Below are 25,457 nucleotides of genomic sequence, written 5' to 3'. Positions count from 1 at the left end.
CAGAATCCAGGCGCCGACGGTGGCGCGCCCATGAGCCGTATCATCTCGGGCGCGGCCGGCGGAACGACGCTGACCAGCGTCCCCGGGAGCCTGACGCGGCCCACGACGGACCGGGTCAAGGAAGCGCTGTTCTCCCGGCTGGACGCCTTCGATGTCATTGCCGGTGCGCGTGTGCTGGATTTGTACGCGGGATCCGGCTCGCTGGGTGTGGAGAGCGGCAGCCGCGGCGCCGACTCTGTGGATCTGGTCGAGTTCGATGCCAAGGCCAGCGCCGTCTGCCAGCGCAACGCGGACCTGGTCAACACCGTCACGGGCCRCAAGGTGGTCTCCGTGCACCGTTCCAAGGTCGAATCCTTCCTGGACCGGACCGCTGAGGCCGCGCGCTGGGACCTGGTGTTTCTGGACCCGCCCTACCCCCTGGACGAGCCGGCCCTGGCTGCCGTGCTGGCCAAGCTGGTGCCGCACCTGGGCGAGGGGGCCGTCGTGGTGGTGGAACGCTCATCCCGGACCCCCGAGCCGGCATGGCCCGAGGGCATGGAACGGTTTGCCGAGAAGAAGTACGGCGAAACCCGGCTGTGGTTCGCCGAGCCCGGTGTGGAAGCCGTGGAAACCGGGGTCGAATCCGTGGACGGCGTGGATTTAGAGGTCGGGGACTAACCGGCGAGCACGTCCAGTTCGACGCCGGCGAGCAGCCTGGCCGGATGCGGACCGCGCGCCGTGAGGGCCGCCGTCCAGACCGACGGCCACGGGCCCTGCGTCCCGGTCAGGATGATGTTCCCGGGGTACCGGCCGGTGAACATGCCGGCCTCGGCGAAGGCCGAGACGTCGGCCATGGCCCGGCGCATGGCCGCGGCCTGGCTCCGGACCAGGGTCAGCCCGGGTTCGTCGCCCACGTTGACAATCAAGACCCCGCGCGGTGTCAGCCGGGCGGCCGCCTCCTGGTAGAACTCGGTGCACGCGATGTGTTCGGGCGCCTCGGGCCCCGAGAAGATGTCCAGGATCACGACGTCGAAGCGCAGTTCCGCCGGAAGCCCGGCGAGGGCGTCGCGGGCGTCGCCGATCACCGTGTGCAGCTGCGTTCCCTCCGGCAGGGGCAGCTGCGCCAGCACGAAGTCCAGCAGTTCCCGCTCCAGCTCAACCGCATACTGGACCGAGCCGGGCCGGGTGGCCTGGATGTAGCGGGCCAGCGTCAGGGCGCCCGCGCCCAGGTGCAGGGCGCTGATGGGCTCGCCCCACGGGGCGGCGAGGTCCACCACATGCCCGATCCTGCGCAGGTACTCGTAGAAGATGTCCGCGGGATCAGCCAGGTTGACGTGGGACTGCTCGGCGCCGCCGATGCTCAGCACGACGCCGCCGTCGGTAAAGGGATCCGGTTCGATCGTGGCATGCTGCCCGGTGGTCCGCAGGAACCGCGAGGCTCCGGGTGGCTGCCCGGCCATGCTCAAAGCCTGTCGCGCAAGGTCGCCAGCCGCTCGGCCGCCTCTTCCAGCACGTGCAGCTGCTTGCAGAAAGCGAAGCGGAGCAGGCTGCGGGTGCGCTCGGCGCCCTCGGCGTGGCAGAAGACCGGCACCGGGATCGCGGCGACGCCCACCAGGGCCGGGAGCCTGCGGGCCAGCTCCACGGAATCGGTGATCCCCAGCGGAGAGGTGTCCACGTTCACGAAGTAAGTGCCCTGCGGCGTCAGGACGTCCAGGCCGGCTGCGCGGAGTCCCTCGCTGAGGACGTCGCGCTTGTACCGGAGCGTGTCGGCAATGCCGGCGTAGAACTCGTCCGGGAGCCCCAGCCCCACCGCGATCGCGGCCTGGAAGGGCGTGCCGGAACTGTAGCTCAGGAACTGCTTGACGGTCCGGGCGGCGGCCACGAGGTGCTCCGGCCCGGAGAGCCAGCCGATCTTCCAGCCGGTGAAGGAGAACGTCTTCCCGGCCGAGGAAATAGTCAGCGTGCGCTCGGCGGCACCGGGCAGGGTGGCCAGCGGGATGTGCTGCACACCGAAGGTCAAGTGCTCGTACACTTCGTCGGTGATGATGACGGCGTCGTATTTCGCGGCCAGTTCGACGACGCGCGCAAGCACCTCGCGGGGGAACACCGCGCCGGTCGGGTTGTGCGGATTGTTGACCAGCACCACCTTGGTGCGGTTATTGAACGCGGCCTCGAGCGCGGCCAGGTCCGGCATAAAATCCGGGGCCAGGAGCGGGGCGGTAACGTGCGTGGCGCCGGCGAGCCCGATGATGGCGCCGTAGGAGTCGTAGAACGGCTCAAACGTGAGCACCTCGTCTCCCGGACCGACCAGCGCGAGCAGCGAGGCGGCGATGGCCTCTGTGGCGCCGGTGGTGACGATGATCTCGGTCTGGGGATCGGGGGTGAGCCCGTAGAACCGCTCCTGATGGACTGCGATCGCCTCCCGCAGCGGCAGGATGCCCTTGCCGGGCGCATACTGGTTGGCGCCGGCGGCGATGGCGGCCTGGGCGGCCTCCTTGATCTCGACGGGGCCGTCCTCGTCCGGGAAGCCCTGGCCGAGGTTGATGGCGCCCGTGCTGAGCGCAAGGGTGGTCATCTCCTCGAAGATCGTGACGCCCAGCGAACCGTCGGGGGAGAGCAGGTTGGCGCCGGTTGCGGCGCGCTGCCACGGGAACTGGGGAGGGAGCTGGGACATTCAGCCATGTTATCCCGGCCTGCGGCGCGGATACGGTAGGTTCGGAGCATGAGACGCGCTGTTTGCCCTGGCTCTTTTGACCCCATTCACAATGGACACCTGGAAGTCATCGCGCGTGCCGCGGGCCTCTTCGACGAGGTGATCGTGGCCGTGTCCACGAACTACACCAAGAAGTACCGCTTCACCCTGGAGGAGCGGATCGACATGGCCCAGGAAACGTTTGCGTCCCTGCGCGGCATCGTGGTGGAACCCGTGGGGGAGGGGCTGCTGGCCGAGTACTGCCGCCAGCGTGGCGTGTCCGCGATCGTCAAGGGCTTGCGCTCGTCCTCGGACTTCGACTACGAACTGCCGATGGCCACGATGAACCGGCAGCTGACCGGCGTCGAGACGGTGTTCCTGCCCGCGGAAAGCCACTACCTGCACCTGTCCTCCACCCTCATCAAAGAGGTCTTCGCCCTCGGCGGGGACGTCTCGGACTTTGTTCCCCGGTCCGTGCTGAAACGGCTGGCTCCGGGCGAGCCGGTCCAGAACCGGGCGCGCAAAGTGTAAGCTTGACCGGTACTCGGCGGCCTGCTGCCGGTTGCGTGGCCCGAATCCAAGGCCGCTTGTGGTGTGAACCGCCGGCGTGCCCCGGTTTGAGTCCGTCCGGAAGTTCAGGCTAAGATAGTACGTCGGTCATATGTTCAACAGGAGTTCTCATTAAACGAGATGCTAGTTCGCCCTTGGCGTTCGACGTCAAGGAACTCGGACGCAGTCCGGGAAGCATGCGAACGCTGACGGAACATGTACCCGCGCCAAGTGATCTTGGTGTGGCGCTCATTGGCGTGCAGGAAGGCTCGGATATCGAGCTGGACCTGCGGCTTGAGGCCGTACACGAAGGAATTCTGGTATCAGGAACCGCGCTCGTTGAAGTAACTGGCGAATGCGGCCGATGCCTGGATCCCCTTGCGTATGACCAAGAGGTCGATGTGCAAGAACTTTTCTTCTACGAGGACGCTGTGTTCTCCGACGAGGAAGACGAAGAAGAGCAACGTCGAGTCGAGCACGATCTGATCGATCTTGAGCCGGTGTTGCGGGACGCAGTTGTCACCATACTGCCGTTCCAGCCGGTGTGCCGGGAAGACTGCCAGGGCCTTTGCTCCGAATGTGGAGTACGCCTGGAAGACGAGCCGGGGCATCACCACGAGGTCGTAGATCCTCGCTGGGCCGCCCTGGCTGACTTGGCTAAGCCTGACCGGCAAAACTGATTTGTAAGTGTTTTTCTAGAGAGAAATGAGTTAGCCGTGGCTGTCCCGAAGCGGAAAATGTCTCGCTCGAATACCCGCGCCCGCCGCTCCCAGTGGAAGGCAACTGCCCCCCACCTGGTGAAGACCGTAGAGAACGGCCAGGTTGTTTACAGCCTGCCGCACCAGGCAAAGGTCGTTACCGACTCGGCTGGCACCGCGCTGTTCCTTGAATACAAGGGCCGCAAGGTCGCAGACGTCTAATCCGCCGACAGGCTGAAAAAGATGTCTTCAACTGAAGAGCTTCTGAAGCGTCTCGGTGTCACTATTGACGCCGGGACGCTTCGTCTTGCGCTCACACACCGTTCCTACGCCTACGAAAACGGCGGCATTCCCACCAACGAACGGCTCGAGTTCCTGGGCGACTCCATCCTGGGCTTCTCCGTGACGGACGCGCTGTACCGTGACAACCCCACGCTGCCCGAAGGCGACCTGGCCAAGCGCCGCTCCGCCGTCGTCAGCACCCGGGCGCTGGCCGGCATCGGCCGCAGCATCGGGCTGGGCGAATACATCTACCTCGGACAGGGCGAGAAGCTCACCGAGGGCAAGAACAAGGCGTCCATCCTGGCGGACACCATGGAGGCGCTGATCGGCGCCACCTACGTCTCCAACGACATCGAGACGGCCCGGCAGCTGGTCATGCGGCTGGTCGGCCCGCTGTTGAAGGACGCCGCCGCCCTCGGCGCCGGTACCGACTGGAAGACGAGTATCCAGGAGCTGGCGGCCAGCCGGCAGCTCGGAACCATCAACTACGCCGTTGACGGCTCCGGGCCGGACCATGCCCGGACATTCGAGGCAGTGCTGCGGATCGGTGGAACCGACTATGGCACCGGCACCGGCAACTCCAAGAAGGAAGCCGAGCAGGAAGCCGCCGCCGATGCCTGGCGCCGGCTGACCGCCCCCTCCACGCCTGATCCGCAACAGCTGCAGCCCCAGACCGGCAGCTAGGCGGCCGCGTTGCCTGAACTGCCCGAGGTCGAGGTGGTCCGGCGCGGCCTGGTGAGCTGGGTGCGGGGCCGGACCATCACCTCTGTCGATGTGCTGGACCCGCGCTCCCTGCGCCGGCACGCCCTGGGGCCGGAAGACTTTGCCGGCAACCTTGAGGGTGCCCGGGTGCTGGACGTGGTCCGCCGCGGCAAATTCCTCTGGATGCCGCTGGCGGACACGCCCGCCCCGTCCGGGAGCAGTGTCCTGTCTGGGGAGCCGGTCCCGGGCGCAGAGCCAGCCCCCGCCGTCGCACTCATGGCCCACCTGGGCATGTCCGGCCAGCTGCTGATGCAGGACCCCGGCGTTCCGGACGAAAAACACCTCAAGGTCAGGCTGCGGCTCAGCCCCGCTGACGGCATGCCCGCACAGCTCCGGTTCGTGGACCAGCGCATCTTCGGCGGCCTGTTCCTCACCTCGCTGATCCCCACTGACGACGGCGGCCCAGGCGGCCTCGCCGAAACACCGCTGCCGCTCATCGCCGAGGAAGCCTCGCACATTGCCCGGGACCCGCTGGACCCCTGGTTTTCCTTCGAGGCCTTCTACCGGCGCCTGCGGGCACGCAAGACCGGGCTCAAGCGGGCGCTGCTGGACCAGGGCCTGGTCTCCGGGATCGGCAACATCTACGCTGACGAGGCCCTCTGGAAGGCGCAGCTGCACTATGCCCGGCCCACCGACACCCTGCGCCGTGCCGACGCGCTGCGGCTCCTCGACGCTGCCCGCGAGGTCATGACGGATGCGCTGGCCGCCGGAGGCACAAGCTTCGATTCGCTCTACGTCAACGTCAACGGCGCCTCCGGGTACTTTGACCGCTCCCTGAACGCCTACGGCCGGGAGGGCCAGGAATGCAAGCGCTGCGCGGCCGCCGGCCGGGTCAGCCTGCTGAGGCGGGAACAGTTCATGAACCGTTCCTCGTACACCTGTCCCGTCTGCCAGCCCCGCCCCCGGAACGGCCGCTGGTAAGCTTGGGCGGCCGCTAAATCCCCGGACTTCCGCGGTAACACAGGTAGATTTAGGGCTGGAAAGCACCCGCTGCCGCCACCGAAGAGAGCCGAAGCACCTTGCATCTGAAGAGTCTGACCGTCCGGGGATTCAAGTCGTTCGCCTCAGCGACGACATTTGAATTCGAACCGGGCGTCACCGCCGTGGTGGGCCCCAACGGTTCGGGCAAATCCAACGTCGTGGACGCGCTGGCGTGGGTCATGGGCGAACAGGGCGCCAAAACCCTCCGCGGCGGCAAGATGGAGGACGTGATCTTCGCGGGCACCTCGGGCCGGCCGCCCCTGGGCCGGGCCCATGTCTCGCTGACCATCGACAACAGCGACGGCGCCCTGCCGATCGAATACAGCGAGGTGACGATCTCGCGGACCCTGTTCCGGACCGGCGGCTCGGAATACGCCATCAACGGCGCCGGCTGCCGGCTGCTCGATATCCAGGAGCTGCTCTCCGACTCCGGCCTTGGCCGCGAGATGCACGTGATTGTGGGCCAGGGCCAGCTGGACAAGGTCCTGCACGCCACCCCCGAGGATCGGCGCGGCTTCATCGAAGAGGCCGCCGGCATCCTCAAACACCGCCGCCGCAAGGAAAAGACGGTCCGCAAACTCGAGGCCATGCAGGCCAACCTGTCCCGGCTCAGCGATCTCACCGGCGAAATCCGGCGGCAACTGACCCCGCTGGGAAAGCAGGCCGAAGTTGCCCGGCGCGCCCAGAGCGTCCAGTTCGAGGTCCGCGACGCCCGCTCACGCCTCCTGGCGGACGACCTCGTCCAGCTGCAGTCCGCGCTGGCCAAGGACGTCGCGGATGAATCGGCGCTCAAGGCCCGCCGCGGCGTCGTCGAACGCGACCTCGAGGCTGGACGGCAGCGCCAGGCGGTCCTCGAACGGCTCGCCGCCGAGGCCACGCCAACGCTGAACGCGGCGCGGGAGAACTGGTACTCGCTCTCCACCGGGCGCGAACGGCTCCGCTCGCTCGGCTCGCTCGCCGAGGAGCGCCGCCGGCTGCTCGGCGCAGCGGACGTGGTGCCGGACACCGGCCGGGATCCGGACCAGCTGGAGCAGCAGGCCGCCCGCGTCCGCGACGAGCAGGCCGGCCTGGAACGGCAGATCCTGGACCGGACGGAGGCCCTGGCCGCCGCGACAGCCGCCAAGCATAAGGCCGAACAGGCCGCCGCCGCCGAGGACAAGCGGCTCGCGGCCCTGCTCCGGGCCGCCGCGGACCGTCGTGAAGGCCTGGCAAAGCTCGCAGGGCAGGTCGGCGCGGCACGCTCCCGTGTCGAGTCGGCCCAGTCCGAGCTCGGACGCCTCCGCGAATCGCAAAAGGCCGGCGAGGAACGCCGCCGGCACGCGCACAGTGAGTTCACAGCCCTGGAGACGCAGGTGGCTGGCGTCGAGGACGGCGAGGAATCGCTCGACGCCGACTACGAGGCCGCAAGCGTTGCCCTCGACACGGTCATCGCCGAAATTGACGCCCTGAAGGCGGCCGAGCGCGACGGCGAGCGGGAACGCGGCGCCCTCATGGCCCGCCGCGATGCCCTCCAGCTCGGCCTGAACCGCAAGGACGGCTCCGGGCACGTGCTCGGCGCCGCCGCAGGGGTCCTGGCCGCCGGAGTGCTGGGACCCTTGGCGTCCATGATCACCGTGGAGGCCGGATTCGAGGCCGCCGTCGCCGCCGCACTCGGCAGCGCGTCCGACGCCGTGGTGGTCCGGGACCAGGAGACGGCCGCCGCCGCCGTGCGGCTGCTGCGCGAGGACGACGCCGGCCGCGCCGCGCTGCTGCTCGCCGGCGTTCCGGCCGGGCCCTCGCCGCTGTTGGCCGGTGCGCTGTCGGCCGATGCATTAGCCGGCGGGAGCACGCTTCCCGCGGGCGCGCGCTGGGCCGCGGAGCTGGTTTCGGCTGCGGGTCCGGACGCTGCCGGCCTGCCGCTGGCTGCCCTGCTGGCCGGCGTCGCCGTCGTCGAGGATCTGGATGCCGCGGCGCAGCTGATCGCCGCGAGCCCCGGGCTCACCGCCGTGACCCGGGCCGGGGACGTCTTTACTGTGCTGACCGTGACCGGCGGTTCCGCGTCGGCGCCGTCGCTGCTGGAAGTCCAGGCCGCCGTTGACGACGCCGCCGCGAGGCTGGCCGCCGTCACCGCCGGGCTCGAACGCAACCGCTTCGCCCTCTCCGCCGCCCGGACCCGGCGCGCCGAAGCCCAGGACCGGGCGGACGCGGCCCTCGCAAAACTCCACGACTCCGACGCGAAACTCGCGGCCGTCGCCGAACGCCTGGGCCATCTGAACGCGGTGCTGCGCAGCGCCGTCGGGGAAAGTGAGCGCCTGGCCGCGTCCCTGGCCAGGGCCGAGGCCCAGATTGTCAGCGAACAAGATGCCCTGGAAGCGGTGGCGGCACGGCTCGCCGCGGCCACCGAAGCCCCCGCGGAGCAGGAACCCTCCCCGGAGCGCCGCGACGCCCTGGCCCTGGCCGCCTCGCTGGCCCGCACGGCCGAGATGGAAGCCAGGCTCGCCCTGCGCAGCGCCGAGGAACAGCTCACGGCCACCCGCAACCGGGCGGCCTCGCTGGAACGGGCCGCCGCCACCGAACGCCGCGCCCGCGAGGAAGCCGCGGAACGCGCCCGCCGCCGCCGGCTCCAGGCCCGGCGCGCCGCCGCCGTCGCCGTCGCCGTGCAGCACATCATCGGGTTCATCGACGTCTCCGTGGAGCTGGCCCGCCGGGAGCGGGACAGCGCCGAGGAACGCAGGGACGCGATGGACCGTGAGCTTGCCGGGGTCCGCAGCGGCAACGACGCCCTGGCCCGCGAACTGGCCGAGCTCACCGACTCCGTGCACCGCGACGAGCTCGCCCGCACCCAGCAGAGGCTTCGGATTGAGGCCCTGGAACTGAAGAGCGTGGAGGAGCTCGGCCTGACCGCAGAGCAACTCGTGGCCGATTACGGTCCGGACCGGCCCGTTCCGGTGCCGGCCGAGGACTCGGCGGACAAATGGGCCGCCCTGCGCGCCCCGGTGGACGAGGCCGGCCGCGAGATTTCCGAGGGCAAGCCCTTCGTCCGGGCGGAGCAGGAAAAACGGCTCAAACGCGCCGAACGCGACCTTGCGGCCCTCGGCAAGGTCAACCCGCTGGCGCTCGAGGAGTTCGCCGCGCTCGAGGAGCGCCACCAGTTCCTCAGCACCCAGCTCGAGGACCTGAAGTCCAGCCGCAGGGACCTGCTGGACATCATCAAGGAAGTCGACGACCGCGTCCAGAAGGTCTTCGCCGAGGCATTCGAAGACACCTCGCGGCAGTTTGTCCGCGTTTTCGCCCGGCTGTTTCCCGGCGGCGAGGGCCGGCTGGTCCTGACGGACCCCTCCGACATGCTCACCACCGGGATCGAAGTGGAAGCCCGCCCTGCCGGCAAGAAAATCAAGCGGCTCTCGCTGCTCTCCGGCGGCGAGCGTTCCCTGACGGCGGTGGCGCTGCTGGTGGCGATCTTCAAGGCACGGCCCTCGCCCTTCTACGTCATGGACGAGGTCGAGGCCGCGCTCGATGACACCAACCTGGGCAGGCTCATCACCATCTTCGAAGAGCTCCGCGAATCCAGCCAGCTGATTGTCATCACGCACCAGAAGCGCACCATGGAAGTCGCCGACGCCCTCTACGGCGTCACAATGCGCGGCGACGGCGTCTCCACGGTGATCAGCCAGCGGCTGGGCGCGGAGGTCTAGACAGCGGAGATCTGGGCGGGGCGGCGGCCCGGGTGTAACGAAAACGCTGGCCACGGCCCATTTGGGGTTTGTGAGAAGCTAGGGGAGTGAACGACATCCTCCCCATTATTCTGCCCATTCTCGCTGTCCTGGTGGTCATTGGTGTGCTGATCCCGGTGCTCATGAAGACCCGGAAGAACGCCAAGACCTATTCAGGCACGCGTGACGCAAACGACCCCGTGCAGGCCCCGGGAGCCGGAACCCTTGTGGAGGACCGTCCCGCGTCGGCGCCGGCACCGGCAAGAACCTCGCCGGACGCCGTCGAGCTCGAACAACCAGCGGTCGAGGTGCCGGACAACGCCGCCGGCCTGGAAACTGTGCCGGTGGAAACCCCGCTGCCGGTGGCCGGACGCCTCGCCCGGCTGCGCGAGCGGCTGGTCAAGTCCAACAACGTCCTGGGCAAAGGCCTGCTGGCCCTGCTCTCGGCCGACAAGATCGACGAAAACGTCTGGGATGAAGTCGAGGAAACCCTCCTGCTGGCCGACCTCGGCACCGAACCGACCATGCAGCTCGTGGACGCGCTCCGCGAACGCGTCAAGGTGATCGGCACCCGGGACCCCGAGCACGTCAAGGCCCTGCTCCGCGAGGAACTCATCAAGCTCGTGGACCCCACCATGGACCGCAGCCTGAACGTCCAGCGCCACGCCGACAAGCCCGCCGTCGTGCTGGTGGTCGGCGTGAACGGCGTCGGCAAGACCACCACCGTGGGCAAGCTCGCCCGCGTGCTCGTGGCCGAGGACAAGGACGTGCTGCTGGGCGCCGCCGACACCTTCCGCGCCGCGGCCTCCGAACAGCTCGCCACGTGGGGCCAGCGCGTCGGGGTCCCCACCGTCAAGTCCGACGTCCACGGCGCGGACCCGGCCTCGGTGGCCTACGAAGCGGTCCAGGCCGGCATCGACCAGGAAGTCGACGTCGTCATGATCGACACCGCGGGGCGCCTGCAGAACAAGGTGGGCCTCATGGACGAGCTCAGCAAGGTCAAGCGGGTCATCGAGAAGCTTGCCGAGGTGGACGAGGTGCTGCTGGTCCTGGACGCCACCACCGGCCAGAACGGACTCAACCAGGCCCGGGTGTTCTCCGAGGTCGTGAACATCACCGGGATCGTCCTGACCAAGCTGGACGGCACCGCCAAGGGCGGGATCGTCGTCGCCATCCAGAAGTCCCTCGGCGTCCCGGTCAAGCTGATCGGCCTGGGCGAAGGCGCGGACGACCTCGCACCGTTCGACGCCGAAGGATTCGTGGACGCACTGCTGAACTGACACGATCACGCCAACGCCCGGCTGGGGAATCCCAGCCGGGCGTTTTGCGTGGGCGGGCATTGAGTTCCGGGGCGACGTGCTCGTCTACGGATCCTCCGGGCCGCTGCGTCCTGTTAACTCTGCCGCTTAACTCTGCCGCTTAACTCTGCCGCGCCTCTTCCGCGCGCATGGCGGCGATGACGCCGCCATCGATCAGGAGGTCGGCTCCGGTAATGAAGCCGCCCTCTGGCCCCAGCAGGAGGGCTCCCGCTTCGGCGACGTCGGTGGGGGTGCCGATGCGCCCGGCAGCCGACGTCGCGATCATGTGGCGGTAGCCGTCGCCGTCAGGACCGGCCATTTCTTCCTGGGCCAGCGGCGTGGAGATAATGCCGGGACTTATTGAATTAACGCGTGCTCCGCGCTCTCCCCAGGTGACAGCCGCGGCCTGCACGCGCACCGTATTGGCACGCTTGGCCAGGATGTACGCATCCCGGGAGGTCCCCGCTGCCGCGGGCGCCAAGGACGCCAGGGCCAGCAGGTCCGACGCCGGGGTGAAGGCCCACGCACGCTCGACCTCGTGCGGAAATCCGTCGCCCATGTGACCGGCCATGCTGGAGATGACGACGCCGGAGCCCCCGGACGCGATGACGCGGCCGAATTCTTCGAGGACGAGCGCGGTGCCGAGCAGGTCGACTTCCAGGACCCTCTGAGTCGTCGCCTGAACGGGTGAGACGCCGGCTGCGTGCACCACGCGGGTGACCGGTCCCATCGCCGCGGCCGCGTCGGCCAGAGCGGCCACCGCGGCGCGGTCGGAGACGTCGGTGACCTGGGTAGCCACGTCGTAGCCTTCGTTTCGGAGCTGCTCGGCGACAGTAGTCATGGTCGTCTCGTTGTAATCGGCCAGCAGGATGGTGCGGCCGACGCCGGCGCGTCGGACGATCGCGAGACCAATGCTGCCGGTGCCGATGAGGACTGCAGTTTCCTTGTTCATATTCTGTGTTTCCTTCTGCTGGTGTGCGGCTTGTCGAGACACCAGATTTTCGTGTGGGGGAACGGGAGCGGTTCGTGTGAACCCGGGTGACGGCGCCGGCGGGCCGGTGTGGTCCGGGACCAGCGTCGGAAAGCCGACGGGAGGTACAGGGCCGTTCTGGCCCGCCCACTCTCATGCGCCTCTCTATCCAGCTAATCGCGCATCACCCGGGTGAGGAAGTGCCCGTTGATCCACGTACTGGCAGGTCCCCCCGCGGCAACACTCGGCGGGCTCTCGTGCGCGGCGCATCCCGCGCAGGCCGGTTCGACGCCGCCGCACTGAAGGTTGTGGGCGAGCTGACCCGGGCGGCGACTCTCGCGGACGCGGTCGCCGGCATCGATGCGGTCATCTTCACCCAGGGCTCCGCCTACGGCGACGCCACAGCGGCAGAAGCCGGATTCCTCCCCTCGCTCCGGGAAGTCCACCTGCCCCCGGAGGTTGTGCTGCTGGTCTTTCTGCCGCCCTGCGCCTGAGGCTGCTCGCCCGCAAACGAGCATCCGTCGTCCGGCTCCGCGACGAACGCCGGATCGACGACACCGTGCTCCGCCAAGTGCAGGCCGACCTGGACATTGAGGAGGTGCGCCTCTCCCGGCGCGAAGTCGTCGACTGAGGCAGTGGCTTGAGAAATCTTCGTTAAACACGACACGGTCATTGCAACTCCCAAGAATTCTGGGTGTTGCAATGACCGCTGGAACCGACGGACAGGACCGGGGCACTCTCTTTTGCCGCTGGGACGGGCTAGTACGTCAAGCGGCTAGTACTTGAAGTTCAGGACCGTCACTGTTCCGGCGGTCAGCTTGAACTGCTGCGCCGGGGACTTGTACGCGAAGCCGGGAACCGTGGCGCGCTGGGCGAGGGGCTTGGGCTCGGTCTTGGCGCCGTCGATGACGGTCTGGTCCTCGGCTGAGTAGCTGGGGCCGCTGAGCTGCGTCATGGTCCCGGTTACCGGCCTGCCCGGCAGGTTCAGGGTGACGAGAGTCTGCGCGGCCTTTTCGGGGTCGTTTTCATTCACGATCACGACACTCGTGCTGCCGTCCGCGTTCTGCAGCGCGTAGCTGAAGGCCAGCCCGCCTCCTGCGCTGTTCAGTTTCATGAACTTGCCGGCCTCGAGCTCGGCCACCATGGAGATGCCGAAGAAGTTGGCACGGCCGGACATCTGGCCGTTGCCGAACGGGTAGGCGCCGGCACTGCAGATGGCGGACAGGGGCGGGCCGCCCTTGCATGTGAGCAGCGAGCTGTGGAAACCGATCCGGGTAATGCCCAGCTGGGCGGCGTTGAGGGCATAATCAGCCGCCCACAGCGCCGAGGCATGCGTGCGCGAGGTCTCGTTCGAGCCCGGGCAGGCCGCGATCCCGGTCTCCGGGAGCCAGGTCTCCAGGCCCGCTGCCTGGCCGACCTTGAGGGCAGACTGCTGGTAGTCGGCGGCACGGTCGTGCATCAGTTGGCTCATCAGGTTGGCAATGGTGGGCGAGCCCTTGGGATCACTGCCGTCACAGCTGTAGAGCGGGTAGTTGTGGAACGTCAGGATCTTCTTCTGCGGGATGTCCGCATCGACGAAGGGCTGCCACCACTTCTGGTCGTAGGCGCCCGGGCCGGAGATGGGCACGTTGGGGGCCACGGCATAGATCGCGTTGGCGTAGTCCTTCAGTTCCCGGACGTACTGCTCCAGGCTGTAGCCACTGCCGGTCTTGACGTCGTTGAAGACGAAGCCGTTGGGCTCGTTGCCCACCGTGATGCTGAGCAGCCGGTCGCCGAAGATCTCCGAGGCGTTTTTGACCATGTCCGCTGCCCGGGCCGGGTTGTAGTGGCCCAGGTCCACCGTGAGGCTGACCTTGGCGTCGCCGGCCTCAAGCAGGGTCTTGAGCCGGGCAAGGTCTGCCGGGCCCACGGCCTTGACCGGGTGGGTCTTGTCTCCCTTGTAGTCGGAGGGGACACCCTCGCCGGTGGAGGTCCAGAAGAAGCGGCGGTCCACGGCGTTGCCGCCGAAGCGCAGGACGGGCTGGTCGATCTCCTTCAGGAGCTTGACCATCGACGCGTTGTCGCTGCTGAGGTCCGGATCGGCCAGATCCGTGGCCTCGAGGGAGATTCCGGTCAGGCCCTTGTTCAGGGAGGTGCCCACGAGGTCGTTGGAGACGTCGACGTTGAGGGGCTCAACCTTCTCCAGCGGTGACCCGGCCGGCGGGCCCGGCTGCGCGTAATAGGTGACAGGGGGGCCCACCTCAGCCGCGGTGGGCGCCGGTGCCGCCGACTGGGCGGTCTTGGAAGCGGCCGGCGGGGCCGGCGTCGGGGAGCCGAGCGCGAGGGGAATCAGGACGGCCGTTGCTGCGACGACGGCGACGATTCCGGCGCCGGCAACCATCCGTGCGCGCTTTCTTTTCCCCGTGTTCGTTGGATCGGCGGGGTCGGGGCTATCGGCTTTTCCTAGGGAAGAGTCGAATCTGGCCATGGGGGATTACCTCCGGAAGATTGTGGCACGTGCCCCCAGCTTAGCCAAGGGTGACGGCCTGCGCTGACCGGTAGGTCCTGAACGGGGTCCCGGTCACGGTCCCGGGCCAGGTCCGGGGAGGGTCCTGGACAAGGTCATTGACAGGACTGCACGCGCGGCGGACCGGCGGCGGCAACGCCGCAGGTCAGGCGCTCTTTGCTGCCGGCCGGGCGAACGTTTCGCGGGCCGGCAACCACACTGCGGCGGCGGCCAACAGCATGCCGCCGGTGACCCCGAAGGCCCAGCCGTAGCCCAGGCGGTCCGCCAGCAGCCCTGCCACCACCGGCCCGACGATCGCGCCGCTGTCTGAGGCCATCTGGAAGACGGCCAGGACGCGGCCACCGGAGCGCTCGTTGCCGATCACATCGGCGATCGCGGCCTGCTGGGCCGGTCCCAGCAGGCCGGAACCGATCCCGGCGCAAGCGGAGGCGAGCAGGAACCAGGGCAGCTGGTGCGTGAATCCGATGGCCGCCGTGGCAGTGCCAGTGACCAGCAGCCCGGCGAGTAGGAGCGGCTTGCGGCCAAGGCTGTCCGCGAGCCGGCCGGAGAACGTCAGCGCCACCGCGTTTCCGCCCGCGAAAACCGCCAGGGCCCAACCGGCCGATTCCGGACCCGCGCCGAGCGCCACGACGGCGAAGAGCGGCACTGTGGCCATCCGCACCCCGAAGGTGGCCCAGCCGTTGGCAAAGCTCGAAAACAGGCCGGCCCGGTAGGCGCTGTCCCGCAGCGCGTCGCGGAGTTCCATCGCCGGAGCCGTGGCGCCGGGCTGCCGGGCGGCGGCCGGGACATGGCTGAGCTGGGTCTGCACCACGAGGGCCGCCAGCACCAGGGCCGCCGCGTAGGCCAGGAACGGCACCCGCAGGCCGAAATTGGCGAGCAGCCCGCCGACGATCGGGCCGCAGACGTTTCCGATCAGGAAGGCGGAGGCATAGGCCCCCGAGACCCGGCCGCGGCTTTCCGGCGGCGCGAGCCGGACCACGAGTGCCATGGACGCCACAGTGAACATCACCGAACCGGCCCCGCCCAGGCCCCGGAAGACCAGCAATTGCCAGTAGTCCTGGGCGAAAGCGCAGGCGGCCGTCGACGCAGCCACGATCAGCAGCCCGGCCACGTAGACGGGCCGTTCGCCCAGCTTCACGATCAGGGCGCCGCCCGCCGGGGCGAAAACGAGCCGCATGAACGCGAAGATGCTCACGATCACGGCTGCCGCCGTCGCGCCGACGTCGAACGTGGTGGCGAACTGGGGAAGCACCGGTGCGACGAGGCCAAAGCCGATCGCGATCAGGAAGGCCGCCACCAGCATCACCTTGATGTCCCGCGGCAGCCGGGAACGCCCCGGGGCCGGCGCGGGCGCCTTGGCTGCGGCTTCGCCGCCGGGGCGGGAGGTTTTGCTCATGATGCGTTCGTCCTTGGGCAGATGCGGGGCCGGCTGGCGGCGGGGTCCTTCAAGCGCGGAATTGATTCGATGAAACATAACCGTAACAAGTATGAGATGCACCATTTACGTCCGGGAGGTTCTTGTAACAACCCGGCAATGTAAATCCTCCGCCAGCGAAACACGGCCCCGCGAAACTCGATGTAGAACGCAAATAATGCGTTGGGACCGGCGGACTACTCCGCACCTATTGCAAGAGAGGACGTAGACCATGGAACTCACCGCAGGTCTCGTTTGGCTCCTGGTCGCCGCGGCACTCGTGCTGTTCATGACCCCGGGCCTGGCATTCTTCTACGGCGGCATGACTCGCGCCAAGTCGGCCTTGAACATGATGATGATGAGCTTCGTCGCCATTGGAACCGTGAGCATCATGTGGGTCCTGTGGGGCGCCTCGATGGCCACCAGCAACGAAGACAACTTCTACCAGATCTTCGCCAACCCGTTCAGCCACTTTGGCCTGCACGGCTTCACCGAACCGGCTGATCTGCTCAAGGTTGGCTACGCGGCCACCTTCGCCATCATCACGGTGGCCCTGATCTCCGGCGCGGTCGCCGACCGCGCCAAGTTCTCCGCCTGGGTGGTCTTCACCCCCATCTGGGCCACGCTCGTCTACGCGCCGCTGGCCTTCATGGTCTGGGGCGGCGGACTCTTCTCCGCCAGTGGCTGGTTCGGCCAGACGTTCGCGCCGGTCATCGACTTCGCCGGCGGCACCGTGGTCCACATCAACGCCGGTGTCGCGGGCCTGATCCTGGTCCTGATCATCGGTAACCGCAAGGGCTTCGGCAAGGACCCGAACCACCGCCCGCACAACATTCCGTTCGTCATGCTCGGCGCTGCAATCCTGTGGTTCGGCTGGTTCGGCTTCAACGCCGGTGCCGCTGCCACTGTGGAGCAGGCCGGCCTGATCTGGATCAACACCCTGGCCGCCCCGGCCGCCGCCATGCTCGGCTGGCTCGCGGTGGAACGCTTCCGCGACGGCCACCCGACCTCCCTCGGTGCCGCCTCCGGCGTGGTGGCCGGCCTGGTCGCCATCACCCCGGCTTGCGCCAACGTCTCCCCGCTGGGTGCGATCGCCCTCGGCGTCGCTGCCGGTGTGGCCTCCGCGCTCGCCGTCGGCCTGAAGTTCAAGTTCGGCTACGACGACTCGCTCGACGTCGTCGGCGTCCACCTCGTCGCCGGTGTTATCGGGACTGTGGCAATCGGCTTCCTCGCCACCCCGACCCAGGGCGCTGCGGGCCTGTTCTACGGCGGCGGCACCACGCAGCTGGTCGCCCAGAGCCTCGCGGCACTGATGGCCATCGTCTTCACCGCCGTGATGACGTTCATCATCGCCTTCCCGGTCCACAAGCTCATGGGCTTCCGTGTCTCCCAGGAACAGGAAGTCGTCGGTGTGGACCTGAGCCTGCACGCAGAGACCGCCTACGAGTTCGGCGTCGGCGGGCACGGCGGCAGTTTCCAGCCGCTGCACGAACTGATCACCGGCAAGCCGATGGGCGAAGAGGCAGTCGCCGAAGTGCCGGTGGACGCCGCGTCCAACGGCAAGCAGAACGCAACGGGTAAGGAAAGTGTGGGGGCATGAAACTGATCACGGCAATCGTCCGTCCGGAAAAGCTTGAGGCTATTCGCGAGGGCCTGGAGGCCTACGGCGTGCAGGGCCTCACGGTCAGCGCGGCCAGCGGCTACGGCCGGCAGCGCGGCTACACCGAGGTGTACCGCGGGGCCGAGTACAACGTGGACCTCCTGCCCAAGATCCGGGTAGAAGTCCTGGCCACCGACGAACAGGCGGACGACATCCTGGATGTCATCATCGCCAGTTCGAACACCGGCCGGGCCGGCGACGGCAAGGTCTGGACGATGGATGTGTTCGAGGCTGTCAGGGTCCGCACGGGAGAGCGCGGTTCGGCAGCGATCTAGCTGCTCCCCGCTCCGCACTACCGAAGCCGGTACTGACACAGCGGCACTGACACAGCGGGCCGGATGCCTGAGAGGCATCCGGCCCGCTTTTGTCGTCCCTGTTGCCTCGCCGGCGCTGCGCCAGTGCTACGCCGGCCAGCCCTCCGGTCCAGGGGTTCCGGCCTGATATTCCTCCAGCGGGACATGTCCGGCGGTCCAGGACTTCAGCACGGGCGCCAGGATGCGCCAGCAGTCCTCGGCGGTGTCCGCCCGCACCGAGAGCAGCGGATCGCCGGTCAGGACGCCCTCCAGCACTTCACCGTAGGGGAGGAGCTCGGAAGAGCTCAGCTCCGCCTGCAACGTGGCCCGGTCCAGGCTCAGCACATCGCCCGGGCCGTTCACGTCGACGTCGAACTGCAGGGTGTCCGGGCCAAAACCGATCCGCAGCTGGTTGGGGGCGTCCACGCCGGTGAACCCCTTCGGCAGGTGCGGCACCGGCCGGAAGGTCACCACGGCCTCCTTGCGTTTTTTGCCCAGCGCCTTGCCCGAGCGCAGGATGAACGGCACGCCCTGCCAGCGCCAGTTGTCGATCTCCACCTGCACCTCGGCGAGGGTCTCGGTGCCCCTGGACGCGTCCACGCCCTCCTCCCGGGCATAGTCCGGGATTTTCCGGCTGTTGATCGAACCGGCGGTGTACCGTGCCCGGCGGGTGTTTTGGCGGTACGGGGCCTTGATTCTGCTGGCCCGCAGCACGGTGGCCACGGCATCGCGGAGGTCGCGTTCGTCCACGGACGCGGGCGGCTCGATTGCCATGAGGGCCATGATCTGAAGCAGATGGCTCTGGATCATGTCGCGGAGGGCGCCGGCGCCGTCGTAGTAGCGGGCGCGTCCTTCGAGAGCGAGGTCCTCGTCGAAAATGATCTCGATCTTTTCGACGTGCTGCCGGTTCCACACCGGCTCCAGGAACGTGTTCGCGAAGCGCAGGCCAAGGATGTTCAGGACGGTTGCCTTGCCGAGGAAGTGGTCCACCCGATGGATGTGGTCCTCCGGGACCAGCGCGGCCAGTGTCTTGTTCAGATGCTGCGCGGACTGCTCATCCGAGCCGAACGGCTTCTCCATGACCAGCCGGGTGCCGGCGGGCACGTCCTCGGGAGCCAGCGCCTCGCACGCGCGCTGGCTGACACGCGGCGGCAGGGCGAAGTAGATGGCCACGGGGCCCTCCATCTGCGCCAGCAGCCCGGCGAGCTGGCCTTTGGCCGTGACATCGATTTGGTGGTAGCTGCTCTCCTGGCGGATCCGCTTGAGCTCCCGCTTGCCGTGGGCATCGGCCCGGGAGTTCTCGTCCGCAAAGGACTCCTCGATCCGGCCCAGCCACTGCTCCGGCGTCCAGGGGTCCGATCCCGCTCCGGCCAGGGTGAGGCCGTCGGCGCGGCCCCGGGCCACCAGGCGGGCCAGCCCTGGCAACAGGAGCCTGCCCGTCAGATCGCCTGAGGCGCCCAGGATGAGCAGGGTTTTTACAGTTGTTTGGCTGGTCACCTAAGCCAGCATGCCATCTTGAAGGCGCATCTTGGTACCCTAGATAGTCGAGTCCTGTTGTCGAGGCGGTTCGTCCAGGCGAACACCAGTCGCGACGCTGGCGTGCCGCACCGGCCGCCACCTGTAGATCCACTGAAAGAAGTGCACGGCGCGTGTTCAATTCACTCTCTGACCGGTTGACAGCAACCTTCAAGAATCTGCGTGGCAAAGGCCGCCTGACCGAGGCGGACGTTGACGCCACAGTCCGCGAGATCCGGCGTGCCCTCCTGGACGCCGATGTCGCCGTGCCCGTGGTCCGGGAGTTCACCGGCCGCGTGCGCGAGCGTGCCCTCGGCGCCGAGGTTTCCGGGGCGCTGAACCCGAGCCAGCAGATCGTCAAGATCGTCAACGAGGAGCTCGTGGAGATCCTCGGCGGCGAGACCCGCCGGATCCGCCTCGCCAAGACCGGACCCACCATCATCATGCTGGCCGGCCTGCAGGGCGCCGGCAAGACCACCCTGGCCGGCAAGCTCGCCAAGTGGCTCAAGTCCCAGGGCCACAGCCCCATGCTGGTGGCCTGCGACCTCCAGCGCCCCAACGCCGTCACCCAGCTGCAGGTGGTCGGCCAGCGCGCCGGCGTGCCCGTTTTCGCCCCGCACCCAGGCGCCACGTCCACCGAGCTGGACCACCCTGCCGGCGACCCGGTCGCCGTCGCCCGTGACGGCGTCGAGGAAGCCAAGCGCACCCTCCACGACGTCGTGATCGTGGACACCGCCGGCCGTCTCGGCGTCGACGCCGACATGATGGAGCAGGCGCGCCAGATCCGCCGCGCGATCGTCCCGAACGAAGTCCTGTTCGTGATCGACTCCATGATCGGCCAGGACGCCGTCAACACGGCCGTGGCCTTCGACGAGGGCGTCAACTTCACCGGCATCGTGCTCTCCAAGCTCGACGGCGACGCCCGCGGCGGTGCCGCGCTCTCCGTCGCATCGGTCACCGGCAAGCCGGTCATGTTCGCGTCCACCGGCGAAGGCGTGGACGACTTCGAGCTCTTCCACCCGGACCGCATGGCCTCGCGCATTCTCGACATGGGTGACGTCCTCACCCTGATCGAGCAGGCCGAGAAGTCCTGGGACAAGGATGAAGCCGCCCGGATGGCGAAGAAGTTCGCCGACCAGGAAGACTTCACCCTGGATGACTTCCTCGCCCAGATGCAGCAGATCCGCAACATGGGCTCCATGAAGAAAATGCTCATGATGATGCCGGGCGCGCAGAACATCCGCCAGCAGCTGGAGCAGTTCGACGAGCGCGAGATCGACCGTGTTGAGGCCATTGTCCGGTCCATGACCCCGCACGAGCGCGTTGCTCCGAAGATCATCAACGGCTCCCGCCGGGCCCGCATTGCCCGCGGTTCCGGCGTGCACGTCTCCGAGGTCAACGGACTGCTGGAGCGCTTTGCCCAGGCCCAGAAGATGATGAAGAAGATGGCCGCCGGCGGCGGGATGCCCGGAATGCCGGGGATGCCCGGCATGGGCGGCGGGGCGCGCAAGGGAGCCAAGCCCGCGCCCAAGAAGAAGGCCCGCTCCGGCAACCCGGCCAAGGCAGCGCAGGAACTGCGCGACGCCGAGGTCCGGCGTGCCGCCGGCTCCAAGGCCCTGCCCACCGGGGCATCGTTCGGCCAGCAGGGCGGCGACTTCGATCCGTCCCAGCTGAATTTGCCCAAGGGCTTCGACAAGTTCCTCGGCGGCAGCAAGTAGCCGCAGCTGCTAATGCCGCCGGGACTGTGTCGCCGGCGGCATCAGCACTGAAGTGCCATAGGGTTAGACAATGTTCAAGCAGCGCGTAGTCTTCGTCCACGGGGATGGCAGCTTCGGTGCCGCCGCGTGGCCAAAGCAGCACGGAATGGCGCTGGACTACGACGCCCTGTTCCTGCGGCGGCACGGGTTTGACGCCGTCGCGGAACCCCTCGAATCCAACTTCGCCGCCGACGCCGCAATTGTGCTCGCGTCGCTGGCAGACGACGGCCGCGGCGAGGCCGGCGGCCATGTGGTGGCCCATTCGCAGGGCGCGATCGCCGCGATGATGGCTGCCGTCGAGCGGCCCGACCTCGTCCAGTCGCTCACCCTGGTGGAACCGGCCTGCCTGTCCCTGACCGCGGAGCTTCCCGCCACCGCTGCGCACCGGGCGCTCATGCAGCCGCTCTTCGACGTCCGGCACAACCTCAGCGACGACGACTTCCAGCGGGAGTTCATCCGCCGCGCGTTTGCGGCCGACGCCCCGGGGGCCACGACGCCGGAGGCCCTCCGGGCGGCGCGCCGGCTCCGCCTGCAGGCGCCGCCGTGGGAAGCCCCGCTGCAGATCGTGCCGGGCGTGCCGACGCTGGTCCTGACCGGAGGCTGGGAACCGCTGTATGAGGAAATCGCCGGCTACCTGCGCGAGACCGGCGCCCTGCACCGCACGGCGCCGGGAGGGCACCGGCCCCAGGATTCAGCCGAGGGGGACCGGGCCATCCGCTCGTACATCGCCGAGGTTAGCCGGCACCAGCACGCCCGGGCGTCCTAGGAGGCTGCAGGTTCGCCTACGGCCGGTTCCGGCAGGTAGACCTTGCCGCCCGAGGCGAGGAACTCATTGCTCTTCGCCTGCATTCCGGCCGCCATCTGCGCCAGGGCCGCCTGCGAATCAGCTGAACCGTATTCGTCCCGGATGTCCTGGCTGATCCGCATCGAGCAGAACTTGGGACCGCACATCGAGCAGAAGTGGGCTGTCTTGGCCGGCTCCGCGGGAAGCGTCTCATCGTGGAAGGCCTCCGCCGTCACCGGGTCCAGGGACAGCGCGAACTGGTCCCGCCAGCGGAACTCAAACCGCGCCTTGGACAGGGCATCGTCGCGTTCGTGGGCGCCGGGGTGGCCCTTGGCGAGGTCGGCGGCGTGGGCCGCGATCTTGTAGGTGATCACGCCCGTCTTCACGTCGTCCTTGTTCGGCAGCCCGAGGTGTTCCTTGGGTGTCACGTAGCAGAGCATGGCGGTGCCGAAGCGGGCAATCTCCGTGGCGCCGATCGCCGAGGTGATGTGGTCATACCCCGGTGCGATATCGGTGACCAGCGGCCCGAGCGTATAGAACGGGGCGCCCTTGCAGAGTTCCTGCTGGCGCTCCACGTTTTCCCGGACGAGGTGGAAGGGCACATGTCCCGGGCCCTCCACCATGACCTGCACATCGAACTCCCAGGCCCGCTGCGTGAGCTCGGCCAGCGTGTCCAGCTCGGCGAACTGCGCCGCGTCGTTGGCATCCGCCGTCGCGCCGGGCCGCAGCCCGTCACCCAGGGAGAACGCGACGTCGTACTTCGCGAAGATCTCGCACAGCTCGTCGAAGTGGGTGTAGAGGAAGTTCTCCTGGTGGTGCGCCAGGCACCAGCCGGCCATGATGGAGCCGCCGCGGGAGACGATGCCGGTGACCCGGTTGGCTGTCAGGGGCACGTAGCGCAGCAGCACCCCGGCGTGGATGGTCATGTAGTCCACGCCCTGCTCGCACTGCTCGATCACGGTGTCCCGGAAGATCTCCCAGGTCAGGGCATTCGCCTCACCGTTGACCTTCTCCAGCGCCTGGTAGATCGGGACCGTGCCGATGGGGACGGGGGAGTTGCGGATGATCCATTCGCGTGTCGTGTGGATGTCGTCCCCGGTGGAGAGGTCCATGACCGTGTCCGCGCCCCACTGGGTGGCCCACTGGAGTTTGTCCACCTCCTCGGCGATGGAACTGGTCACGGCGGAGTTGCCGATATTGGCGTTGATTTTCACCAGGAACGCCTTGCCGATGATCATCGGCTCGGATTCGGGGTGGTTGACGTTGTTGGGAATGATCGCCCGCCCCGCGGCCACCTCGCTGCGGACCAGCTCCACATCGCAGTTCTCCCGCAGCGCGACGAACCGCATTTCCTGTGTGATGACACCGTCCCGGGCGTAGCGCATCTGCGTGACGGTCTTGCCCTCAACGGCGCGCCGCGGCACCGGCCGGCCGCCCCGCCACTCGGCCGACGCCGCACCCCGGCGCACCGCCGACTTGCCGTCGTCGAGCAGCTCCCGTTCCCGGCCGGCGTAGGTTTCGGTGTCCGCCCTGGCCTCAATCCAGGATGCCCGGAAGGGCTCCAGCCCGCGGACCGGATCGCTGCCGGGGCCGGCGGTGCGGTAGACCCGGAAGGGTGCGTTCCCGACGCCGCCCGGTGAGGGTTCCAGGGCAATCTCGGTCACCGGGACGCGGATGCCATGGTCCGGGTCCGTGGTGAAGGCCAGCGAGTGGGACTTCAGCGACTGCGTGGCGGCTGCAGGCTCATTTTGGGCTGACTCAATTTGGACGGGCTCGATTTGGGCAGGGCTGTGCTGGGTCAATTGGGTATTCACGAAAATACTCACTTCCTTCGCCGGCATTACCCGGACAGGTTCAACGGTCGCAGGCTGCGTCAGCCCGATCTCAGCCCCTGCAGGGGGCACCCGTGTGGTCGTAGACGAAGCTACCACGTGCCTGTCGACGGCTGTGGAGTATGACGCGGCCGGCGGACCGCGGTGTTAGCTTGGCATTGTGACTGTGCCCGGGGCCGCGGCCCGGATCAGGACGGCGACGCCGGAAGACCTTCCGGCGCTGCCGGTTCTCGAGGCCGCAGCAGACCGCATCCTCGAAGCGGAGCCGGGGGACCAGGCGCTCCCGGCTCCGGCGTTGACGACGCCGGTCGAGCCGCGCTTCATACTTGTCGCCGGAAACCCGCCCGTAGGATTTGCCCGCGTTGACGAACTCGGCGGCCAGGCCCACCTGGAGCAACTCTCCGTGCAGCCGGACTTCGGCGGGCGGGGGATCGGCCGGTCCGTGGTGGAGGCGGCCATCGATGCGGCCCGGAGTCGTGGCTGTTTATCGATGACGCTTAGCACCTTCGCGGACATTCCGTTCAATGGGCCGTTTTACGCGAGCTGCGGTTTCGAGGAATTCGCCCAGCCGGGCCAGGCGTTGGCTGCCCTGCGGGTGCACGAAGCGCAGCTGGGGCTGGATGATCTGGGCCGGCGGGTTGTCATGCGGATTAGGCTTAGGCCATGACCGGCATCATCGAATTCAGCGGCCCCATCCTCACGGCCGCGGACCAGGAACGCCGCGGACTTTGGTCGGTGGACGGACTGCTGACCTTCCGCCGCCCGGCAGCCGCGCCGGAGACCGTGCTGGACGGCTGGGTCATTCCCGGGTTCGTGGACGCACACTGCCACATCGGCCTGGGCCCGGGCGGGGACGTTTCCGAGGACACCGCCGAATCCCAGGCCCTGGCGGACCGGGACGCCGGGACGCTGCTGGTCCGAGATGCCGGCGCGGTCCACGACACCCGCTGGCTCCAGCAGCGGGCGGACCTTCCCCGGATCATCCGCTCCGGCCGGCACCTCGGCAGGACCCGGCGCTACCTGCCGGGCCTGGCCATCGAGGTCCAGCCGGAGGATCTCGTAGAGGCGGTGCGGAAGCAGGCCCGCGCGGGCGACGGCTGGGTCAAGCTCGTGGGGGACTGGATCGACCGCGACGCCGGCGACCTGGCGGCCAGCTTTCCCGCCCGGACGGTCAAGGACGCCGTCCAGGCCGCCCACGATGAAGGGGCCCGGGTCACCGCGCACTGCTTCGCCGAAGACACCCTGGATGACATGCTCGACGCCGGGATCGACTGCATCGAGCACGGCACCGGGCTGCTGCCCCGGCACTTGCCGCGCTTCCTCGACCAAGGCGTCCCGATCGTGCCCACTCTGATCAACATCGCCACGTTCCCGGACATCGCCACGCGGGCGGAGGCCAAGTTCCCCCGCTACGCCGCCCACATGCGCTCGCTGTGGGAACGGCGGGCTGAACGGGTCCTCGAAGCCTACGAGGCCGGGGTGGCCATCTATGCCGGCACCGACGCCGGCAGCGTGATCAGGCACGGCCGGATCGTGGACGAGATCCATGCCCTGCACGCCGCCGGCCTGCCCGCAGCAGCCGCCCTCGACGCGGCGGCCTGGTCCGCGAGGACGTGGCTCGGCGCGGACGGCATCGCCGAAGGGGCCAGCGCCGACGTCCTGGTATGCGCCGAAGACCCCCGGCAGCACCTCGGCACCCTCGCGGGCCTACAGCACATTGTGCTGAGGGGGCACTTCATCCGTTAGGAATAAATTGAAGCTTCAAGTAATTTTACCCTATACGAAAGGTCGCC

22 protein-coding genes and 1 riboswitch are annotated in these 25,457 nt (G+C 68.3%); of the genes, 15 read left to right on the top strand and 7 right to left on the bottom strand.

All coding sequences use genetic code 11. The annotated features are described in order from the left end of the window. Positions 1-30: 30 nt before the first annotated feature. A complete protein-coding gene (rsmD, locus tag AC1DR1_RS03145) occupies positions 31-657 on the top strand; it encodes a 16S rRNA (guanine(966)-N(2))-methyltransferase RsmD (protein ID WP_476992172.1) in 627 nt (208 codons plus the stop codon). Here rsmD and AC1DR1_RS03140 read toward each other — a convergent pair. Together AC1DR1_RS03140 and AC1DR1_RS03135 are read right to left on the bottom strand one after the other, a co-directional pair. Next, positions 654-1,439 (bottom strand): spermidine synthase, encoded by a 786-nt coding sequence (locus AC1DR1_RS03140; RefSeq protein WP_229992681.1) that lies wholly within the window; start codon positions 1,437-1,439, stop codon positions 654-656. The two genes, rsmD and AC1DR1_RS03140, sit on opposite strands and share 4 nt — an antisense overlap. Before the next feature lie 2 nt (positions 1,440-1,441). Then, complete coding sequence (locus tag AC1DR1_RS03135) at positions 1,442-2,653, bottom strand: aminotransferase class I/II-fold pyridoxal phosphate-dependent enzyme (protein ID WP_229992680.1); 1,212 nt, start codon at positions 2,651-2,653, stop codon at positions 1,442-1,444. Positions 2,654-2,701: 48 nt separating this feature from the next. On the opposite strand from AC1DR1_RS03135, the gene coaD reads away from it, so the two are divergent. From coaD to ftsY, 7 genes are all read left to right on the top strand, one after another. Next, on the top strand, positions 2,702-3,202 hold the full coding sequence (gene coaD, locus AC1DR1_RS03130; RefSeq protein ID WP_229992679.1) for a pantetheine-phosphate adenylyltransferase: 501 nt from the start codon (positions 2,702-2,704) through the stop codon (positions 3,200-3,202). A gap of 173 nt (positions 3,203-3,375) precedes the next feature. Beyond that, positions 3,376-3,900, top strand: coding sequence for a YceD family protein (locus AC1DR1_RS03125; protein ID WP_476992171.1), 525 nt, complete (start codon positions 3,376-3,378; stop codon positions 3,898-3,900). A gap of 36 nt (positions 3,901-3,936) precedes the next feature. Beyond that, positions 3,937-4,140 carry a 50S ribosomal protein L32 gene (rpmF, locus tag AC1DR1_RS03120; protein WP_056738282.1) on the top strand — a complete coding sequence of 68 codons (204 nt, stop codon included), beginning with the start codon at positions 3,937-3,939 and terminating at the stop codon, positions 4,138-4,140. A 21-nt stretch (positions 4,141-4,161) separates the two neighbouring features. Further along, complete coding sequence (gene rnc, locus AC1DR1_RS03115; RefSeq protein ID WP_229992677.1) at positions 4,162-4,884, top strand: ribonuclease III; 723 nt, start codon at positions 4,162-4,164, stop codon at positions 4,882-4,884. A gap of 9 nt (positions 4,885-4,893) precedes the next feature. Further along, positions 4,894-5,883, top strand: a complete 990-nt coding sequence (gene mutM / locus AC1DR1_RS03110) for a bifunctional DNA-formamidopyrimidine glycosylase/DNA-(apurinic or apyrimidinic site) lyase (protein WP_364747978.1) — start codon at positions 4,894-4,896, stop codon at positions 5,881-5,883. 98 nt (positions 5,884-5,981) lie between these two features. Next, the gene (gene smc / locus AC1DR1_RS03105; RefSeq protein WP_229992675.1) at positions 5,982-9,617 is read left to right on the top strand and encodes a chromosome segregation protein SMC; all 3,636 of its coding nucleotides are present in this window, start codon (positions 5,982-5,984) and stop codon (positions 9,615-9,617) included. 86 nt (positions 9,618-9,703) lie between these two features. Further along, positions 9,704-10,915: a signal recognition particle-docking protein FtsY gene (ftsY, locus tag AC1DR1_RS03100; RefSeq protein WP_364747975.1), complete on the top strand. Its 1,212-nt coding sequence runs from the start codon at positions 9,704-9,706 to the stop codon at positions 10,913-10,915. A gap of 139 nt (positions 10,916-11,054) precedes the next feature. Here the strand turns inward: ftsY and AC1DR1_RS03095 are convergent, their stop codons facing one another. Beyond that, positions 11,055-11,885 (bottom strand): SDR family oxidoreductase, encoded by an 831-nt coding sequence (locus AC1DR1_RS03095; RefSeq protein WP_229992673.1) that lies wholly within the window; start codon positions 11,883-11,885, stop codon positions 11,055-11,057. A 275-nt stretch (positions 11,886-12,160) separates the two neighbouring features. Between AC1DR1_RS03095 and AC1DR1_RS03090 the strand changes: the two genes are divergently transcribed. Beyond that, positions 12,161-12,397: a Rossmann-fold NAD(P)-binding domain-containing protein gene (locus tag AC1DR1_RS03090; RefSeq protein ID WP_229992672.1), complete on the top strand. Its 237-nt coding sequence runs from the start codon at positions 12,161-12,163 to the stop codon at positions 12,395-12,397. A gap of 281 nt (positions 12,398-12,678) precedes the next feature. Here AC1DR1_RS03090 and AC1DR1_RS03085 read toward each other — a convergent pair whose 3' ends face one another. Together AC1DR1_RS03085 and AC1DR1_RS03080 are read right to left on the bottom strand one after the other, a co-directional pair. Continuing rightward, entirely contained in the window at positions 12,679-14,283 is a 1,605-nt protein-coding gene (locus tag AC1DR1_RS03085; RefSeq protein WP_364747972.1) for a hypothetical protein, read from the bottom strand. Positions 14,284-14,554: 271 nt separating this feature from the next. Beyond that, on the bottom strand, positions 14,555-15,805 hold the full coding sequence (locus AC1DR1_RS03080) for an MFS transporter (RefSeq protein ID WP_229992670.1): 1,251 nt from the start codon (positions 15,803-15,805) through the stop codon (positions 14,555-14,557). 250 nt (positions 15,806-16,055) lie between these two features. On the opposite strand from AC1DR1_RS03080, the gene AC1DR1_RS03075 reads away from it, so the two are divergent. Together AC1DR1_RS03075 and AC1DR1_RS03070 are read left to right on the top strand one after the other, a co-directional pair. Next, a complete protein-coding gene (locus AC1DR1_RS03075; protein WP_229992669.1) occupies positions 16,056-17,423 on the top strand; it encodes an ammonium transporter in 1,368 nt (455 codons plus the stop codon). Next, the gene (locus AC1DR1_RS03070; RefSeq protein ID WP_028276847.1) at positions 17,420-17,758 is read left to right on the top strand and encodes a P-II family nitrogen regulator; all 339 of its coding nucleotides are present in this window, start codon (positions 17,420-17,422) and stop codon (positions 17,756-17,758) included. The genes AC1DR1_RS03075 and AC1DR1_RS03070 overlap by 4 nt, the downstream gene beginning before the upstream one ends. 126 nt (positions 17,759-17,884) lie before the next feature. Here AC1DR1_RS03070 and AC1DR1_RS03065 read toward each other — a convergent pair whose 3' ends face one another. Beyond that, positions 17,885-19,273, bottom strand: a complete 1,389-nt coding sequence (locus tag AC1DR1_RS03065; RefSeq protein WP_229992668.1) for a glucose-6-phosphate dehydrogenase — start codon at positions 19,271-19,273, stop codon at positions 17,885-17,887. 152 nt (positions 19,274-19,425) lie between these two features. On the opposite strand from AC1DR1_RS03065, the gene ffh reads away from it, so the two are divergent. Together ffh and AC1DR1_RS03055 are read left to right on the top strand one after the other, a co-directional pair. Beyond that, positions 19,426-21,009 (top strand): signal recognition particle protein, encoded by a 1,584-nt coding sequence (ffh, locus tag AC1DR1_RS03060; RefSeq protein WP_476992170.1) that lies wholly within the window; start codon positions 19,426-19,428, stop codon positions 21,007-21,009. Positions 21,010-21,079: 70 nt separating this feature from the next. Continuing rightward, a complete protein-coding gene (locus AC1DR1_RS03055; RefSeq protein ID WP_229992666.1) occupies positions 21,080-21,814 on the top strand; it encodes an alpha/beta fold hydrolase in 735 nt (244 codons plus the stop codon). On the opposite strand, the gene thiC is transcribed toward AC1DR1_RS03055, so the two are convergent. Beyond that, the gene (gene thiC, locus AC1DR1_RS03050; RefSeq protein WP_290369323.1) at positions 21,811-23,646 is read right to left on the bottom strand and encodes a phosphomethylpyrimidine synthase ThiC; all 1,836 of its coding nucleotides are present in this window, start codon (positions 23,644-23,646) and stop codon (positions 21,811-21,813) included. The two genes, AC1DR1_RS03055 and thiC, sit on opposite strands and share 4 nt — an antisense overlap. Beyond that, positions 23,642-23,750, bottom strand: a riboswitch (TPP riboswitch). (Overlaps the previous gene by 5 nt.) A 74-nt stretch (positions 23,751-23,824) precedes the next feature. Between thiC and AC1DR1_RS03045 the strand changes: the two genes are divergently transcribed. Next, positions 23,825-24,331 carry a GNAT family N-acetyltransferase gene (locus tag AC1DR1_RS03045; RefSeq protein ID WP_229992665.1) on the top strand — a complete coding sequence of 169 codons (507 nt, stop codon included), beginning with the start codon at positions 23,825-23,827 and terminating at the stop codon, positions 24,329-24,331. Further along, the gene (locus tag AC1DR1_RS03040) at positions 24,328-25,410 is read left to right on the top strand and encodes an amidohydrolase family protein (protein WP_364747957.1); all 1,083 of its coding nucleotides are present in this window, start codon (positions 24,328-24,330) and stop codon (positions 25,408-25,410) included. The genes AC1DR1_RS03045 and AC1DR1_RS03040 overlap by 4 nt, the downstream gene beginning before the upstream one ends. Positions 25,411-25,457: the final 47 nt, after the last annotated feature.

The sequence above is a fragment of the Arthrobacter sp. P4_F10 genome, assembly GCF_056401435.1.
The sequence above is the reverse complement of the archived record's forward strand: the minus strand, read 5'-3'. Positions and strand labels throughout refer to the sequence as shown.